This window comes from Kitasatospora sp. NPDC048715, assembly GCF_043198905.1.
In the GTDB taxonomy this organism is placed as follows: domain Bacteria; phylum Actinomycetota; class Actinomycetes; order Streptomycetales; family Streptomycetaceae; genus Kitasatospora; species Kitasatospora lactacystinica.
The window spans coordinates 75,463-91,556 of record NZ_JBICVH010000027.1; the positions used below are offsets into that span (position 1 = coordinate 75,463).

Consider the following 16,094-nt stretch of genomic DNA (forward strand, 5'->3'; position numbering starts at 1 on the left):
GTGCGGGTGGGTGGCCCCGCACCGCCCTCGACAGGTGGTCCCAGTGCGCCGGCAGCGGACCGGCGCCTCGGTTGCTCGCGCCGGCAGCACAACCGACGCGTCGGTTGCTCCCGCCGGCAGCGGAGCGGCGCGTCGGCTACTGCGGCCAGGCGGCGTCGATGTCGGCGGCGGTCTTCTGGATCGACTGCCCCTCGGCGAACCACGCGGTCAGCGACTTCCACTCCTGTCCGGCGCCCACGGCGGCCGGCATCAGGTCGGAGCCGTCGAAGCGGAAGGTCGCCGACGGGTCGGTCAGCGCCTCGGCCGACAGCTTGTCGATCGGGTCGGTGTAGAGGCCCTTGTCCACGCCCTGGTTGGCCGAGACCCAGCCGCTCGCGGTCTTCACCCGGCTGCTCGCCCAGGCGGAGCTGGACAGGTAGTTCTGCACCGCCTGCACCTCGGGCCGGCCGGAGAACGCCGCCAGGAACTCGCCGCCGCCCTCGACCGGATTGGCGATCGACGGGTTCACCGCGGGCAGGTGGAAGGCGAAGACGTCCCCGTCCGGGCCGACCTTGGTGCCCTTGGGCCACTGCGCCTCGTAGAAGGAGGCCTGCTGGAGCAGCATGCACTTGCCGCTCAGGATCGGGGTGCCCGCGTCCTGGAAGGTGGTGGTGGCGATCGACTTCACGTCACCGAAGCCCGCGTTGACCCAGGCCGGGTTCTGCATCCAGTCGGCGACCGTCTTCATCGCGGTGGTGATCTTCGGGTCGGAGAACTTCACCTGGTGGCCGACCCACTGGTCGTACACCTCGCCGCCGTACGAGCCGAGCACCACCTCCTCCAGCCAGTCGGTGGCCGGCCAGCCGGTGGCCGTTCCGGAGGCGATGCCGCCGCACCACGGCTTGGCGCCGCCCGCCTTGGCGATCCGGTCGCTGAGCGCCATCAGGTCGGCCCAGGTCTTGGGCGCCTCGTAGCCGGCCGCCTTGAAGGCCTTCGGCGAGTACCAGACCAGGGACTTCATGTTGGCGCTCATCGGGGCCGCGTAGAACGTGCCGTTGACCGATCCGTAGGTCTTCCAGATCGGGCTCCACTTGTCCTGGTTGGCGACGGTCTGGGCGGGCGGCTTCACCACCTTGCCGCTCTTCACCATCTGCGCCAGCAGGCCCGGCTGCGGGATGATCGCGAAGTCCGGGGCGTTGCCCCCGGAAACCCGGACCGGCAGCTGGGACTCGAAGTCGTTCGAGCCCTCGTAACTGATCTTGATCCCGGTGCACTTGCTGAACTCGGCCCAGGACTTCTCCAGGTTGTCCGACTCCGGGCTCAGGATCGAGGCGAACATCGTCACCGTGGTACCCGCGTGTCCGGCGTACGGCTGGTACGCGGCGCAGTCACCGGACAGCGACGCGGCCGATCCGCCCCCGCCGCCGCCCGAACCGCCGGAGCTGTTGGAACAGGCCGCAGTCAGCGCCAGCGCCGCCACCAGGGCGGCCGCGGCGACCGGACGACGGCGGTAACCCGGGTGCTGCGCGGTCGGGTTGAGGGTCAATGCGGTTCTCCTCGCCAGGGCGTGCTGCCGACGGTGGGCTGAACGACATCGCGCTGTACCGGAGATGGGCCAGGGGGTCACGGACGGGGGATCACGGACGGGGATCACGAACGGGGATCGCGGACGGGGATCGCGGACGGGATCACGGGCGAGCCGCGTCCGGACTGATCGAAGACGTTAACGCAGCCGCCGCCCCTCGCCAAGGTCCACGTTCGACCTTCACAAGCCGGTGTCCCGACCGTGACCCGCGACCAGGCGGTTCCCGGACCGCCACCGCCAGAAGTCGAAGGCCCCGACCGAAAATCCGGACGGGGCAGATGACATGACGATGCATCAGGTCAGAACAGCCGGATCGGCAGCTCCCGCAGGCTGTTCACCACCAGCGAGGGGCTCGGCCGCAGCTCGGCGTCCGGCACCGCGAGCGACAGCCCCGGGAAGCGCTCGAACAGCGCGGGCAGCGCGATCCCCGCCTCCAGCCGGGCCAGCGGGGAGCCCGGGCAGACGTGCGGGCCGTGCCCGAAGGACAGGTGACGGGCCGGATCACGGGTGAGGTCGAAGACCTCGGCCGTCACCCCGTGCTGGAGCGGGTCGCGCCCGATCGCGTTGTACGAGACCAGCACCGGCTCACCCGCCGGGATCACCACCTCGCCGACCGGGATGTCCTGCGCGGCGAAACGGAACAGGAAGTTGCTGGTCGGCGGCGTCCAGCGGAGCGACTCCTCCACCACCGCGTCCCAGGACACCCGGCCCGAGCGCACCAGCTCCAACTGGTCCGGGTGGGTCAGCAGCGCCCGCACCGCGTTGCCGATCAGGTTCACCGTGGTCTCGTGGCCGGCCGCGATGATCACCCGCAGGGTGGCCGCAGCCTCCGCGTCGGTCAGCGCCCCGCCCTCGGTGTCGGCCGCCAGCAGCACACTCGCCAGGTCCTCGCCGGGAGCCGAACGACGCTGCGCCACCAGGCCGTTGACGAAGGCGTTCAGCGCGGCGACGGTCGCCTGGATGCCCTCCGGGTTCGGCTTGATCCCGAAGAACCGCTCGTACAGGTCGCGCAGCAGGCCGTGGTCCGACTCGGGAACGCCCAGCAGCGAGCAGATCACCGTCATCGGCAGCGGGAAGGCGAAGGCCGTCTTCAGGTCCACCACCGGCTCGCCCGCCGCCAGGGCGTCCAGCAGCGCGTGGGTGATCTCCTCGACGCGCGGACGCATCAGCTCCACCCGGCGCGGGGTGAAGGCCTGCGCGACCAGCGCCCGCAGCCGGCGGTGCTCGGCGCCGTCCGTGGTCACCATGCTCGGGCCGGGCACCGCCAGACCGATCAGCGGCCAGGTCTTCGGCACCTCGCCGCGCTGGTACGCCGCCCAGTGCGCGGCGTCCTTCACCAGCCGGGCGTCGGTCAGCAGGTCGCGCGCGGCGGCGTGCCGCGTCACCGCCCAGGCGGCGACCCCACCGGGCAGCTCGACCGGCACCGCCGGACCGGCGGCCCGCAGCAGCGCGCCCTCGGCCGCGTTGTCACGGGCCAGCGGGTCGAGGACGATTCGGGCCGGGGCAGCGGTCATCGACAACTCTCTTTCGAACGGCGGGTGTTGAATGATCAGGCCGGGTGGCCCGGGGTGAACGAGACCGGCAGCGCCACCAGCCCCCGCACCCAGGCCGACGGCCGCCACACCAGCGCGTGCTCGGCCACCGCCAGCCGAAGGTCCGGCAGCCGGTCGAGCAGCACCTCGATCGCGGTGGTGGCGATCACCTCGGCCGCCTCCTGCGCCGGGAACGGGCAGCCGTGCTCGCCGTACGAGTAGCTCATGTGCGCCCGGTTCCCCTCCGCCGGGCGGCCGTCCGCCTGCCGGACCGCCGGATCGGCGTTGGCCCCGGCGAAGCCCAGCAGGACCATGTCCCCCTCGGCGATCCGCTGGCCGCCCAGCTGGGTGTCACGGACCGCCCAGCGGCCGGCGAAGATCTGGGTCGGGGTGTCCTCCCAGAGCGCCTCGTTCAACGCCTGGCTGATGCTGCGCCGGCCGCCGGCCAGCGAGGCGGCGAACCGCTCGTCGGTGAGCATCAGCCGCAGCGCGTTGGAGATCCAGTACGAGCTCGGCTGGTGGCCGGCGATCAGCAGCACCCGCAGGTCGCGCATCACCTCGTCGTGGGTCAGCCCGGCCGGGTGCGCCAGCATCCGCGAGGCGACATCGGCGCCCGGGTACTCCGCCTTCTCCTCGACCAGCGCGAGCATCAGCTCCAACAGCCGCTGGGCGCCGGCCGGCGCGTCCGGGCCGCCGTCCAGCATCGCCAGCAGCGCCGCGATCAGCTGCGGCGCCTGCTCCTCGTCCAGGCCGAGCACCCGGCACAGCACCAGCAGCGGCATCCGGTGCGCGTACTCGGCGACCAGATCGGCCTCGCCGCGCCCGGCGAACTCGTCGATCAGCCGGTCGGCGATCTCCTCGGCGTGCTTGCGCAGCTCGTACGGGTCGATCCCGGCCAGCGCGTCGGTGACCGCGCGCGAACGCCGGACGTGCTCCTCGCCCTCGGCGTAGAGGATCGACGGCACGGGCGCCATCATCGGCTTCAGCGGCCAGTCGGCGGGCAGCGTCTCCCAGGCGTGCCAGCGGCTGGAGTCACGGCCGAACAGCTGCGGCCGGCCGGTCACCTGCTGGAGCTCGCGGTAGCCGATGACCAGCCAGGCGGGCACGCCGCCGGCCAGCTCGACCGGGGCGACCGGGCCGTGCGCGGCGCGCAGCTCGCGGTAGAGCTGGGACGGGTCGGTCTGGAAGCGCGGCCCGTACAGCGGCGTGGCGCCGGCGTGCGCCGGGCAGCCCGGGGGCGGGGTGGCGGCGGGCTCGGTCACGGGGTGCTCTCCTCGTAGATCACGGTGCGGGACCCTGCCTGGGCGGGCTCCTCGGCCCCGGCGGCAACGGCCCGGGCGGTAACGGCCGGAGCGGCATCGCGCCCGGCGGCAACGGCCCGGGCGGTAACGGCCGGAGCGGCATCGCGCCCGGCGGCAACGGCCCGGGCGGCATCGACCCCGGCGGCAACGGCCGGAGCGGCCCCGCCGGTCAGGGCCTCCTCGTCGGCCCCGGCCAGGGCGGCCAGGTGGTGGACCAGGGCGATCAGCACCTGCTTGCCGGACTCGCGGTCGCGCGCGTCGCAGTCCACCAGCGGTACCCCGGCCGGCAGGTCCAGCGCCTCACGGACCTGCTCCAGGGTGTGGCCGGGCTCGCCGAAGTTGTTGCGGGCCACGATGAACGGCGTGCCGTGGTGCTCCAGTCGGTCGATCGCGTACCAGGAGTCCTCCAGCCGCCGGGTGTCCACCAGGACGACCGCGCCCAGGGCGCCGCTGAACAGCCGGTCCCAGAGGAACCAGAAGCGCTCCTGGCCGGGCGCGCCGAACAGGTACAGCACCTGGCGCTCGGAGAGGGTGATCCGGCCGAAGTCGAAGGCGACCGTGGTGGAGCGCTTGCCCCAGGCGCCGGCCGGGTCGATGCCCTCGCCCGCCCTGGTCATCACCTCTTCGGTGTTCAGCGGGCGGATCTCGCTGACCGAGCCGACCAGGGTGGTCTTGCCCACCCCGAAGCCGCCGACCACGACGATCTTCAGCGCGTTGTCGGCCGTCGCCCGCAGCGGGGTGCGCGCGCCGGCGGGCCGGACGCCGGCAGCGGCACCCGCGTCGGCGTCAACATCGGCGTCCCACGCATCAGAGCCGTTGGAGGCCATGCAGCACCTGCTTCAGCGTGTCGAGGTCGGGCAGCCGGGCCTTGTTCGGCGCGAACCGGGGGTGGCGGGCGGTGACCGCCCCGGACTCCAGCAGGTCGCCGAGCAGGATCTTCACCACCGAGACGGGCAGCGCCAGCTCCGCCGCCACCTCCACGACGGCGGTCGGGGCCTCGCACATCCGCAGGATCCGGGCGTGCTCCGACTGCATCCCCGGCGCCGGCTGCCGCTCGGCGACGATCAGGGTGACCAGGTCGAAGGCGTTCTCCGGCGCCCGGCTGCGGCCCCGGGTGATGGTGTAGAGGCGGTCCGGGTCGTCGTCACGGCCCGGCAGCACCGGCCCGGCAGTCATATGCCGGCGCTCTCTCGCGCGGCGGCCTCGCCCTCCGCCTCCCGGGCGGGCGCGCTGAGGTGGACCCCGATCTGCTCGATCAGGCCGTGCATGTTGTGGCCGACCACGCCGACGTCCGCGTCGTCGTCCGTGACCACCGCGAGGTGCGCGCCCTCACCGGCCGCCACGATGCACAGGATGCCGCCGTGGAACTCGGTCATCGACTGCCGCACGCCGCCGCTGCCGTCGCCGAACTCGATGGAGGCGCCGTGCGCCAGGCTCTGCAGGCCGGAGGCGATGGCGGCCAGCTGGTCGGCCTGGTCGGTGCTCAGCCCGGCGGTGTGGCAGAGCTTGAGGCCGTCGGCGGAGAGGACCAGGGCGTGCCGGGTGCCGGGGGTCGCCGCCAGCAGGTTCTCCAACAGCCAGTCGAGGTCGCGGTCGGTGGCACTGCTCATCAGGTGTCCTTCTCGGTGACGGGGGAAGCGTCGGGCATGGTGTCGGGATCCGTGGTCGGCGCCCCGGCGGGGGGCTGCTCGGCCCCCGCGGGACGGGCGGCGGCCCGGCGGAACGCGCCGAACCGGGCGGCCGCGCCGACCGCGTCGGTGCTCACGGCCTTCGCGGTCCGGGCCGTCGCGGGGGCGCCGGTCGCCAGTGTCTGTCCGCGCCGGCGCTGCGGCAGGCCGCTGTCGGTCATCCGGGCGGGCGCGGCCGGCAGGGCGGGCGCGGTGGACGTCTGCGTCCCGGTGGCGGTCGGCGCCCCGGCCGGGGTCCGCTGCGCGGAGGGCGCCGGAGGCAGGGAGGCGGGCACCGGAGGCAGGGAGACGGGTGCGGGACGCGCCGAGGTGAGCGCGGGGCGCGCGGTCTCCACGGGCGGCGTCTGCGCAGGGACGGACGCCTGGACGGGCGCCGGGGCGGCCGTCGGCACCGGGTGCGTGACGAGCCGCGGCGGGATCAGCATCACCACGCCGGTGCCACCGCGCGCCGAAGGCCGGAAGGAGATCTGCAGCCCGTGCTTGCGCGCCAGCACGCCGACCACCGCGAGCCCCAGCCGGGTACCGGCGGAGAGCGTGGTGAGGTCCAGCGGCTCGGCGCAGACGGCACGCTCGGCCCGGCGCAGCCAGCTGTCGCTCAGCCCCAGCCCGCTGTCCTCGACGGTGACCACCAGCCCGGCCGGCACCTCCTCGACGTAGACGTGCACCTCGGCCGGCGGGGCGGAGAAGTTGGTGGCGTTGTCCAGCAGTTCGGCCAGCGCGTGCATCACGCCCTCGGCCGCGTACCCGGCGACCGCGGCGGTGCTGGCGTTGTGCAGCCGCACCCGCTGGTAGGCGCCGATCCGGCCGAGCGCGCCGCGCAGCACCGACTCCACCGCGATCGGCTTGGCCCAGCGGCGGCCCGAGCGGGCGCCGGTGAGCACCGCGATGCTGTCGGCCATCCGGCCCGCCTGGGCGGTCGAGTGGTCCAGGCTCAGCAGGTCGCCGAGGACCTCCTCGTCGTGCCGGTGCTGCATCTCGCGCAGTTCGGCGTGCATGCTCGTGGCCAGCGCCTGGACCCGCCCGGCGGCGGTCGCGCAGACGGCCAGGGCGGCGGCCCGCAGCCGCTCGCCGCGGCCGATCTCCTCGCCGACGGCGCGCAGCAGCGCGTACTGGGGGTGCTTGCGGTGGGCGGCCAGCGCGCTGTCCACCGCGGCGCCGGCCCGCAGCTTCGCCACCACCTCGGGCAGCACCCCCTCGACGATCCGGGCCAGCTCGGCGCGTTCCGACTCGGCCCGGGCCCGCTCCGTCTGCGCCCCGGCCCGCTCGGCGTCGAGTTCGGCCCGCAGCCGGGCCAGTTCGGTGTGGGCGGCGGTGACGTCCGCCTCGGCGCGGGACTGCTCGGCGCGGGCGGCGTCCCGCTCGGCGAGCGCGGCGGCGGCGCGGTCGGCGGCGGCCGTCTCGGCCTGCCGGGCCGTGCCCGCGGCGACCAGCGCGGCCCGGGTCTCCTCGTGCTGAGCGGCCAGCTCCTCGGTCAGCCCGCGGGCGCGCTCCGCACCGGTCGAGGCGAGGCCGACGGCGATCAGCCAGAGCACCGTGACGGCGACCACCGCGAGGGCGGTGAGCGGCTGGTGCGCGCCGAACGCCCGGACGACGCCGACCGGCGCGGCGACCAGCGCCAGCAGCACGGCGGCCGCGGTCAGGGCGACGGTGCGCGGCGCGGGCCGTCGGCGCGATCGGCCGTCGGGGCTGGTGGCTTCTCTCATCGGTGCGGTCCTCGGCAACGTCGGCGGGCGGCGGCGCGGGCGGCGGGTCGGCGACGGTCGCGGCCGCCGACAGCTGGGTCGGGCGCATACCGGACCGCCCGGCGACGTCATGAAACGTCTCCGGGCGTCTGATCGGTTCACGCTTTCGGCCGATCATATCGATTCAGACATAGGCCTCAAGTGGCCAGTTGACGGCCAATCTCCTGCTTTCACACCGTCCACACCACACTGCGACACCACCGACGCCCACCCCGTGCCACGGTTCACACCCCGAAGGACAGCCCCTGTCGGCCGCCGCCGAACTCAGCGGCGGCCGAACCGCCGTTCCAACGCCTCCTCGAAGGTCCCCCGGCCCACCGCCCGGTCCGGCGTCAGGTTGCCGCCCGCCCGAAACCCGCGGCCGGCCGCACCCGGCACGCGCAGCGTCAGCAGCAACCGGCGCCTGCCCGCCGCCCGCAGGTAGGCCTCGGCCAGCTCCCGGTACGAACGCACCTGCGGGCCGCCCACCTCCGGCGCGAAGCCGGCCGGCTCCTCCCCCACCAGGTCCGCGACCGCCGCCGCCACCTCCCGCACGTCCACCGGCTGGCACGCCGTCCCGCTCAGCACCGGGAAGACCGGCAGCCTCACGGAGGCGTCGAAGAACCTCAGCACCAGGTCGTGGAACTGCGTCGCCCGCAGCACCGTCCAGCCCAGCCCCGACTCCCGCACCACCCGCTCACAGGCGAGCTTCGTGTTGTAGTACGCGATCGGCACCCGGTCGATCCCGACGATCGACACGTACACCAGGTGCCGCACCCCGGCCTCCCGGGCCCGCGCCACCAGCGTCCGGACCCCGGCCAGGTCCTCCGTCTTCTGCGTGGTCGCACAGTCCACCACCACCTCGACCCCGGCCATCGCCTCCGCGATCCCGGCGCCGCTCACCAGGTCGCCCACCACCCACTCGACCCCGTCGCCCCCGGCCCGCGCCCGCCGGCTCAGCCCCCGCACCGCCACCCCGCGCGCCACCAGCAGCCGCACCACCTCCCGCCCGAGCGTCCCCGTCGCCCCGGTCACCAGCACCGTTCCCATCACCGCACCACTCCTTCTCGACAGAACCCGTCACCCCCTGTGGACCGGACACCACCCCCGAACGTGACATCGGCATTCCCGGGAACACGAAAAAGGCGGGGCGAGGACCGTGAAGTCCTCGCCCCGCCTCAGGTTTTCACCTCATCGGGTGAAAACCGGGGTCGAGCGTGATCAGCTGCAGCCGCTGGTGGAGCCGCAGCCCTCGCAGAGGTAGCAGCTGCCGGCGCGGCGCATCTTGGTGCCGCAGGAGAAGCAGAGCGGGGCGTCGGCGTTGAGGCCGAGCTGGATCTCCATCAGCTCCGTGGAGTTGTGGGCCTGCTTCGGGGCCGTCCTGGGCGCCTCGACGGCCGGGGCCGGGACCACGGCCGGCCTGGCGGCGACCGGGGCGGACTGGGCGAGCGACTCGGTGTCGAGCTCCTCGGCCTCCAGCGGCTCGTACGAGCCCGTCTCCAGGTGGCGCTGGCGCTCCTCGACGGAGTGGATGCCGAGCGCCGAGCGGGTCTCGAACGGCAGGAAGTCGAGTGCCAGGCGGCGGAAGATGTAGTCGACGATCGACTGCGCCATCCGCACGTCCGGGTCGTCGGTCAGGCCGGCCGGCTCGAAGCGCATGTTGGTGAACTTCGAGACGTAGGTCTCCAGCGGCACGCCGTACTGGAGGCCGACCGAGACGGCGATGGAGAAGGCGTCCATCATGCCCGCGAGGGTCGAGCCCTGCTTGGACATCTTCAGGAAGACCTCGCCCAGACCGTCGTCCGGGTAGGAGTTGGCGGTCATGTAGCCCTCGGCGCCACCGACCGTGAAGGAGGTGGTGATGCCCGGGCGGCCCTTGGGCAGACGCTTGCGGACCGGGCGGTACTCGACCACCTTCTCGACCGCGGCGGCCGGGGCAGCCGCCTCGGGCTTGGACTCGGAGTCCTTCTTCTTGGCCGAGAGCGGCTGGCCGACCTTGCAGTTATCGCGATAGATGGCGAGTGCCTTGACACCCATCTTCCACGCCTCGAAGTAGATCTCCTCGATCTCCTCGACGGTGGCGGACTCGGGCATGTTCACGGTCTTGGAGATGGCACCGGAGATCCAGGGCTGGATCGCGGCCATCATCCGCACGTGCCCCATGGCCGAGATGACACGCTCGCCCATCGCGCAGTCGAACACCTCGTAGTGCTCGGCCTTCAGGCCCGGCGCGTCCACCACGTTGCCGTGCTCGGCGATGTGGGCGACGACCGCCTCGATCTGCTCGTCCTGGTAGCCGAGGCGCTTGAGGGCGCGCGGGACGGTGCCGTTGACGATCTGCATCGAGCCGCCGCCGACCAGCTTCTTGAACTTGACCAGGGCCAGGTCGGGCTCGACGCCGGTGGTGTCGCAGTCCATCATCAGGCCGATGGTGCCGGTCGGGGCGAGCACCGAGGCCTGGGCGTTGCGGAAGCCGTTCTGCGCACCGACGCGCAGCACGTCCTGCCAGGTCTTGTTGGCGGCCAGCCAGACCGGGGCGTCCAGGTCGTCGTGGGAGACGGCGTCCAGCGAGGCGTCGGCGTGCTGCTTCATGACCTGCTGGTGCGGGGCCGCGTTGCGGGCGTAGCCGTCGTACGGGCCGACCACACCGGCGAGTTCGGCGCCGCGGCGGTAGGCGGTGCCGGTCATCAGCGAGGTGATGGCGCCGGCCAGGGCGCGGCCGCCCTCGCTGTCGTAGGCGTGGCCGGTGGCCATCAGCAGGGCGCCGAGGTTGGCGTAGCCGATGCCGAGCTGGCGGTAGGCGCGGGTGGTCTCGCCGATCTTCTCGGTGGGGAAGTCCGCGAAGCAGATGGAGATGTCCATGGCGGTGATGACCAGCTCGACGACCTTGGCGAAGGTCGCCGCGTCGAACGAGTCGTCGTCGCGCAGGAACTTCATCAGGTTCAGCGAGGCGAGGTTGCAGCTGGAGTTGTCCAGGTGCATGTACTCGGAGCAGGGGTTGGACGCGTTGATGCGGCCGGACTCCGGGCAGGTGTGCCAGTGGTTGATGGTGGTGTCGTACTGGATTCCGGGGTCGGCGCAGGCCCAGGCGGCCTCGGCCATCTTGCGGAACAGCTTCTTCGCGTCGACGGTCTCGATGACCTCGCCGGTCATCCGGGCGCGCAGGCCGAATTCGGTGCCGTTCTCGACGGCGGTCATGAATTCGTCGTTGACGCGGACCGAGTTGTTGGCGTTCTGGTACTGGACGGAGGTGATGTCGTCCCCGCCGAGGTCCATGTCGAAGCCCGCGTCGCGCAGGGCGCGGATCTTCTCCTCCTCCTTCACCTTGGTCTCGATGAAGGCCTCGACGTCCGGGTGGTCCACGTCGAGGACGACCATCTTGGCCGCGCGGCGGGTGGCGCCGCCGGACTTGATGGTGCCGGCCGAGGCGTCGGCGCCGCGCATGAAGGAGACCGGGCCGGAGGCGTTGCCGCCGGAGGAGAGCAGTTCCTTGGAGGAGCGGATCCGGGAGAGGTTGAGGCCGGCGCCGGAGCCGCCCTTGAAGATCATGCCCTCTTCCTTGTACCAGTCGAGGATCGACTCCATGGAGTCGTCGACGGACAGGATGAAGCAGGCGCTGACCTGCTGGGGCTGCTTGGTGCCGACGTTGAACCAGACCGGCGAGTTGAAGCTGAACACCTGGTGGAGGAGGGCGTGCGTCAGCTCGTGCTCGAAGATCTCGGCGTCGTCCTTGGTGGCGAAGTAGCCGTGCTTCTCACCGGCGGCGCGGTAGGTGAGCACCACGCGGTCGATGATCTGCTTCAGGCTCCACTCGCGCTGCGGGGTGCCGACGGCGCCGCGGAAGTACTTGGACGTGACGATGTTGACGGCGTTGACCGACCAGAAGTCGGGGAACTCGACGCCGCGCTGCTCGAAGTTGATCGAGCCGTCGCGCCAGTTGGTCATGACGACGTCACGCCGCTCCCAGCGGACCTCGTCGTACGGGTGCACGCCAGGAGTGGTGTAGATGCGCTCCATCGGGAGGCCGCCCTTCGGCGCCTTGGCGCCCTTGACCGCGGCCTTCTCGGACTTCGACCCGCGCGCCGAACCGCTCGTGGTGTCTGTCACTTCTCGCTCCTCCTCCTGGGCAAACGCCCGAAGTGCCCTGAAAAGTCCGGGCACTGCTGGTTCGTTCTTCCGGTGTGCGGGCAGGCGGAGACCTTGCCTGCTTACGCACGGTTTGTAGTGTTCTGTGCCCCGTTTTCGGGCACGCGTGGGCCCCGCGGGGCCATGGTGGTGCGACGGGGCCCGCCCGGGGCCCGGTGCCGGCGTCCGCTAGGGCGCGGCGGCGGAGACGGACACGGGGGTGTCGTCCGCCTCGGGGGCGCGGGGCCGTTCGACGCGGAGTTCCGCGATGGCGGCCTCGAAGTCCTCAAGTCCGTCGTACGCCTGGTACACGGAGGCGAAGCGCAGGTAGGCGACCACGTCGAGCTCCTTGAGCGGGCCGAGTATGGCCAGCCCCACGTCGTGGGTGGTCAGCTCGGCGTTGCCGCTGGCGCGCACGCACTCCTCGACCCGCTGCCCGAGCTGGGCCAGCGCGTCCTCGGTGACCGGGCGGCCCTGGCAAGCCTTGCGGACGCCGGTGATGACCTTCTGCCGGGAGAACGGCTCGGTGACGCCGCTGCGCTTGATGACCATCAGCGCGGCCGTCTCCACCGTGGTGAAGCGGCGGCCGCAGTCCGGGCACTGCCGACGGCGGCGGATGCAGCTGCCGTCCTCGGTGGTCCGGCTGTCGACAACACGGCTGTCGGAGTGCCGGCAGAAGGGGCAGTGCACCTCGGGATCCCTCCCTGGCAGAACGTTCGGACCTCTTGAGTCTATGCGATGTGCCCCCGGCCTGGGCAAGCCGATCATGCGGGGTGACCACTAGTACTGGGCACGGATGATGACTGTAGCCACTACATCTAGGAGTCCGGGGGAGGTGAGCACCATGGCGTGTCGATGCCGCGACGGCGCCGATTAGACTGCCGGAGTCGAGTTCTGCTCGAACATTTACTCGATGTACAACAAAGCCTTGATCGAGTCAGTCAACTCCCGAATAATTCACTCGAACGTGTGTTTGGCGCAACCTTTCGATAGGAGGCGCGTTGGGCTGGAAAAGGGGAGAGGACAGCCGTCGAGAGGGGCCGCCGTGAACACGATCGAAAGCAACACCATCCCGGTGCAGGAACACTCCCAGTTCAAGGTGGGGCAGCGCACCACGAATCAACAGGGTCTGGACATCAGCATGGACCGTAGCGAAGACCACCGTCTCCCCGGCGCGGCCCTGTCCGGAACGGCCCGCGTTCCGGACCAGCCGATCGAACACTCCGCCGCCCTGGACGACGGCCATCCCTCCCCCGCCCGCGCGATGCCCGGCCGCCCCCCCGGGATCCGCACCGACGAGGCCGGTCTCACCGAGCGCCAGCGCCGGGTGATCGAGGTCATCCGGGATTCCGTCCAGCGCCGCGGCTACCCGCCGTCCATGCGCGAGATCGGCCAGGCCGTCGGCCTGTCCAGCACCTCCTCGGTGGCCCACCAGCTGATGGCCCTGGAGCGCAAGGGCTTCCTGCGCCGGGACCCGCACCGCCCGCGCGCCTACGAGGTCCGCGGCGTCGAGGTGGCCCGCCCGAACACCGCCGAGACGGCCGGGCGCCCGTCCACCTCCTACGTCCCGCTGGTCGGCAGGATCGCCGCCGGCGGGCCGATCCTGGCCGAGCAGACGGTCGAGGACGTCTTCCCGCTGCCCCGCCAGCTGGTCGGCGAGGGCGAGCTGTTCGCGCTCACCGTGCGCGGCGACTCGATGATCGAGGCCGCCATCTGCGACGGCGACTGGGTCACCGTGCGCCGCCAGCCGGTCGCCGAGAACGGCGACATCGTGGCCGCGATGATCGACGGCGAGGCCACCGTCAAGCGGCTCAAGCGCGAGGACGGCCGGATCTGGCTGATGCCGCACAACTCCGCGTACGAGCCGATCAACGGCGACAACGCGACCATCCTGGGCAAGGTCGTCGCGGTCCTGCGCCGCCTCTGACTCCTGTGCCGCGGCCGACGGCACCGGAAGGGGCTCCACCGCTCGTGCGGGGAGCCCCTCCGGCGTTCCGGGCCCGGAAGCCCCCGGGCCCGGAACGCCGGGACCCGAGGGCCCCGGCCCTCAGCCCCGCTTCACCACCGGCCGCACCGGCGCCGCCGAGGCGTCGATCGCCGCCAGCGAGCGGCGCACCTGGTTGCGGTCCGTGGTGTACCAGAACTCGGGCATCGAGGACCGGAAGAAGCTCCCGTACCGCTTGGTCTCCACCCGCGGGTCCAGCACCGCGACCACGCCCCGGTCGTCGGCCGCGCGCACCAGCCGGCCCGCGCCCTGCGCCATCAGCAGCGCCGCGTGCGTCGCCGCGACGGCCATGAAGCCGTTCCCGCCGCGCTGCTCGACGTCCTTCTGTCGGGCGCTCATCAGCGGGTCGTCCGGCCGGGGGAACGGGATCCGGTCCATCACGACCAGCTGGCAGGCCGAGCCGGGCACGTCCACGCCCTGCCAGAGCGAGAGCGTGCCGAACAGGCAGGTGGTGGCGTCCGAGGCGAACTCCCGGATCAGCTCGCCCAGGGTGTCCTCGCCCTGCAGCAGGACGCGCTGGTCCAGCCGCTCGCGCATCGCCTCGGCGGCCGTCTGGGCGCCCCGCATCGAGGAGAACAGCCCCAGCGTCCGCCCGCCGGCCGCACCGATCAGCTCGGCCAACTCGTCCAGCATGTCCGGCCGTTCGGGGTCGCGCCCGGGGTCGGCGAGGTGCTTGGCGACGTACAGGATGCCCTGCTTGGGGTACTTGAACGGCGAGCCGACGTCGATCCCGCGCCAGTGCGGCACCGCGTCCTCGCCGAAGGCCGGACCGGACTCCGGGTTGTCCCCGGCGGTGCGGACGTCCGGCAGCCGCGTCTCGGAGGGCAGGCCGACGGAGGCGGCGACGCCGTTGAAGTCCCCGCCGAGCTTGAGCGTGGCCGAGGTGAGGACGACCGAGCGCTCCTTGTACAGCCCCTCGCGCAGCAGCCCGGAGACGCTCAGCGGGGCGACCCGCAGCGAGGCGGTGCCCAGCCCGTAGCGGTCGCTGCGCTCGATCCAGACCACGTCGTACTCGGAGTCCTCCAGCAGCCGCTCGGCCGTCTCGTGCAGCGCCTCGGCCGAGGCCATCGCCTGCTTGCGGACGGCGTCCTCGTCGCTGAGCCCCTTGTCCCTGGTCTCGCCCAGCGAGGTGATCACCTGGCGGGAGGCGTCCCGGATCGCGGTGACCGCGTACGCCAGGTACTCGGGCAGTTCCTCGACCCGGCCGGGCTGGGCGGTCTCCATCAGGCCGTGGTAGTTCTCGGCGGCGGCCTGGAGCGCGTCGACCGCCTTCTCGTTGGCCAGCCGCGCGGCCCGCTTGACCGCCCGGTTGACCGCGCCGACGGTCAGCTCGGCGGTGGCCGCGCCGGTGACCCGGTTGACCAGCTCGTGCGCCTCGTCCACGATCAGCAGCCCGTGCTCGGGCAGCACCGGCGCGCCCTCGATCGCGTCGATCGCGAGCATCGCGTGGTTGGTGACCACGACGTCCGCCAGCTTGGCCCGCTCCCGCGCCTTCTCCGCGAAGCACTCCTGCCCGTACGGGCAGCGGGTGGCGCCGAGGCACTCCTTGGAGGTGACCGACAGCTGGGCCCAGGCCTTGTCGGAGACGCCGGGGCTGAGGTCGTCGCGGTCCCCGGTGTCCGTCTCGTCGGCCCATTCGCGCAGCCGCAGCACGTCCTTGCCGAGCTTCCCGGTGGGCCCGCCGAGCGCGTCCACCGGGTCGAACAGGCCCTCGCCCTCTTCGCTCGGGGTGCCCTCGTTGGCCCGGTGCAGGCACAGGTAGTTGGAGCGGCCCTTGAGCATCGCGAACAGCGGCCGGCGGCGCAGCACGGGGTGCAGCGCCTCGACGGTGCGCGGCAAGTCCCGTTCCACCAGCTGGCGTTGCAGCGCCAGGGTGGCCGTGGCGACGACCACGCGGTCGCCGTGGGCGAGCGCGGGCACCAGGTAGGCCAGGGACTTCCCGGTGCCGGTGCCGGCCTGGACGAGCAGGTGCTCGCCGTGGTCGACGGCGTCGGCGACGGCCTCGGCCATCCGGACCTGACCGGGGCGCTCCGCGCCGCCGACGGCCGCCACCGCGGCGTGCAGCAGTTCGGGGATCCGCGAGCGCGGGACGGCGACGGCTTCCTCGGCCTCGTCGCCGAGGGCCGTCGCGGGCTGGGATTCGGAGTCGTTCGTCATG

The 16,094-nt window shown here is 72.6% G+C and carries 11 protein-coding genes and 1 pseudogene; 1 reads left to right on the forward strand and 11 read right to left on the reverse strand.

What is annotated here, in order from left to right; all coding sequences use genetic code 11:
• Positions 1–136 precede the first annotated feature (136 nt).
• The 10 genes and pseudogenes from ACGFSC_RS38940 to nrdR all read right to left on the reverse strand — a co-directional run bounded on the left by ACGFSC_RS38940 (position 137) and on the right by nrdR (position 12,621).
• Positions 137–1,525 carry an ABC transporter substrate-binding protein gene (locus ACGFSC_RS38940; protein ID WP_359907030.1) on the reverse strand — a complete coding sequence of 463 codons (1,389 nt, stop codon included), beginning with the start codon at positions 1,523–1,525 and terminating at the stop codon, positions 137–139.
• A 338-nt stretch (positions 1,526–1,863) separates the two neighbouring features.
• Positions 1,864–3,078: a cytochrome P450 gene (locus ACGFSC_RS38945; RefSeq protein WP_359907032.1), complete on the reverse strand. Its 1,215-nt coding sequence runs from the start codon at positions 3,076–3,078 to the stop codon at positions 1,864–1,866.
• A gap of 35 nt (positions 3,079–3,113) precedes the next feature.
• Entirely contained in the window at positions 3,114–4,358 is a 1,245-nt protein-coding gene (locus ACGFSC_RS38950; RefSeq protein ID WP_359907035.1) for a cytochrome P450, read from the reverse strand.
• Positions 4,359–4,549: 191 nt separating this feature from the next.
• Positions 4,550–5,224: pseudogene (locus ACGFSC_RS38955) on the reverse strand (ATP/GTP-binding protein); the annotation flags it as partial.
• Entirely contained in the window at positions 5,205–5,573 is a 369-nt protein-coding gene (locus ACGFSC_RS38960) for a DUF742 domain-containing protein (RefSeq protein WP_359907038.1), read from the reverse strand. The pseudogene ACGFSC_RS38955 and the gene ACGFSC_RS38960, both read right to left, overlap by 20 nt.
• Positions 5,570–6,007, reverse strand: a complete 438-nt coding sequence (locus tag ACGFSC_RS38965) for a roadblock/LC7 domain-containing protein (protein WP_359907041.1) — start codon at positions 6,005–6,007, stop codon at positions 5,570–5,572. Before ACGFSC_RS38965 ends, ACGFSC_RS38960 begins: the two co-directional genes overlap by 4 nt.
• Positions 6,007–7,788, reverse strand: a complete 1,782-nt coding sequence (locus ACGFSC_RS38970; RefSeq protein ID WP_359907044.1) for an ATP-binding protein — start codon at positions 7,786–7,788, stop codon at positions 6,007–6,009. Before ACGFSC_RS38970 ends, ACGFSC_RS38965 begins: the two co-directional genes overlap by 1 nt.
• 303 nt (positions 7,789–8,091) lie before the next feature.
• Positions 8,092–8,856 carry an NAD(P)H-binding protein gene (locus ACGFSC_RS38975; RefSeq protein ID WP_359907133.1) on the reverse strand — a complete coding sequence of 255 codons (765 nt, stop codon included), beginning with the start codon at positions 8,854–8,856 and terminating at the stop codon, positions 8,092–8,094.
• A 171-nt stretch (positions 8,857–9,027) separates the two neighbouring features.
• The gene (locus ACGFSC_RS38980) at positions 9,028–11,913 is read right to left on the reverse strand and encodes a vitamin B12-dependent ribonucleotide reductase (protein WP_359907047.1); all 2,886 of its coding nucleotides are present in this window, start codon (positions 11,911–11,913) and stop codon (positions 9,028–9,030) included.
• Positions 11,914–12,120: 207 nt separating this feature from the next.
• Positions 12,121–12,621: a transcriptional regulator NrdR gene (gene nrdR / locus ACGFSC_RS38985; RefSeq protein WP_359907050.1), complete on the reverse strand. Its 501-nt coding sequence runs from the start codon at positions 12,619–12,621 to the stop codon at positions 12,121–12,123.
• A gap of 451 nt (positions 12,622–13,072) precedes the next feature.
• Here nrdR and lexA point away from each other — a divergent pair, with 451 nt between their 5' ends.
• Complete coding sequence (lexA, locus tag ACGFSC_RS38990; protein ID WP_380350895.1) at positions 13,073–13,858, forward strand: transcriptional repressor LexA; 786 nt, start codon at positions 13,073–13,075, stop codon at positions 13,856–13,858.
• Positions 13,859–13,978: 120 nt separating this feature from the next.
• On the opposite strand, the gene ACGFSC_RS38995 is transcribed toward lexA, so the two are convergent.
• Positions 13,979–16,093 (reverse strand): ATP-dependent DNA helicase, encoded by a 2,115-nt coding sequence (locus ACGFSC_RS38995; protein ID WP_359907053.1) that lies wholly within the window; start codon positions 16,091–16,093, stop codon positions 13,979–13,981.
• Position 16,094 lies beyond the last annotated feature (1 nt).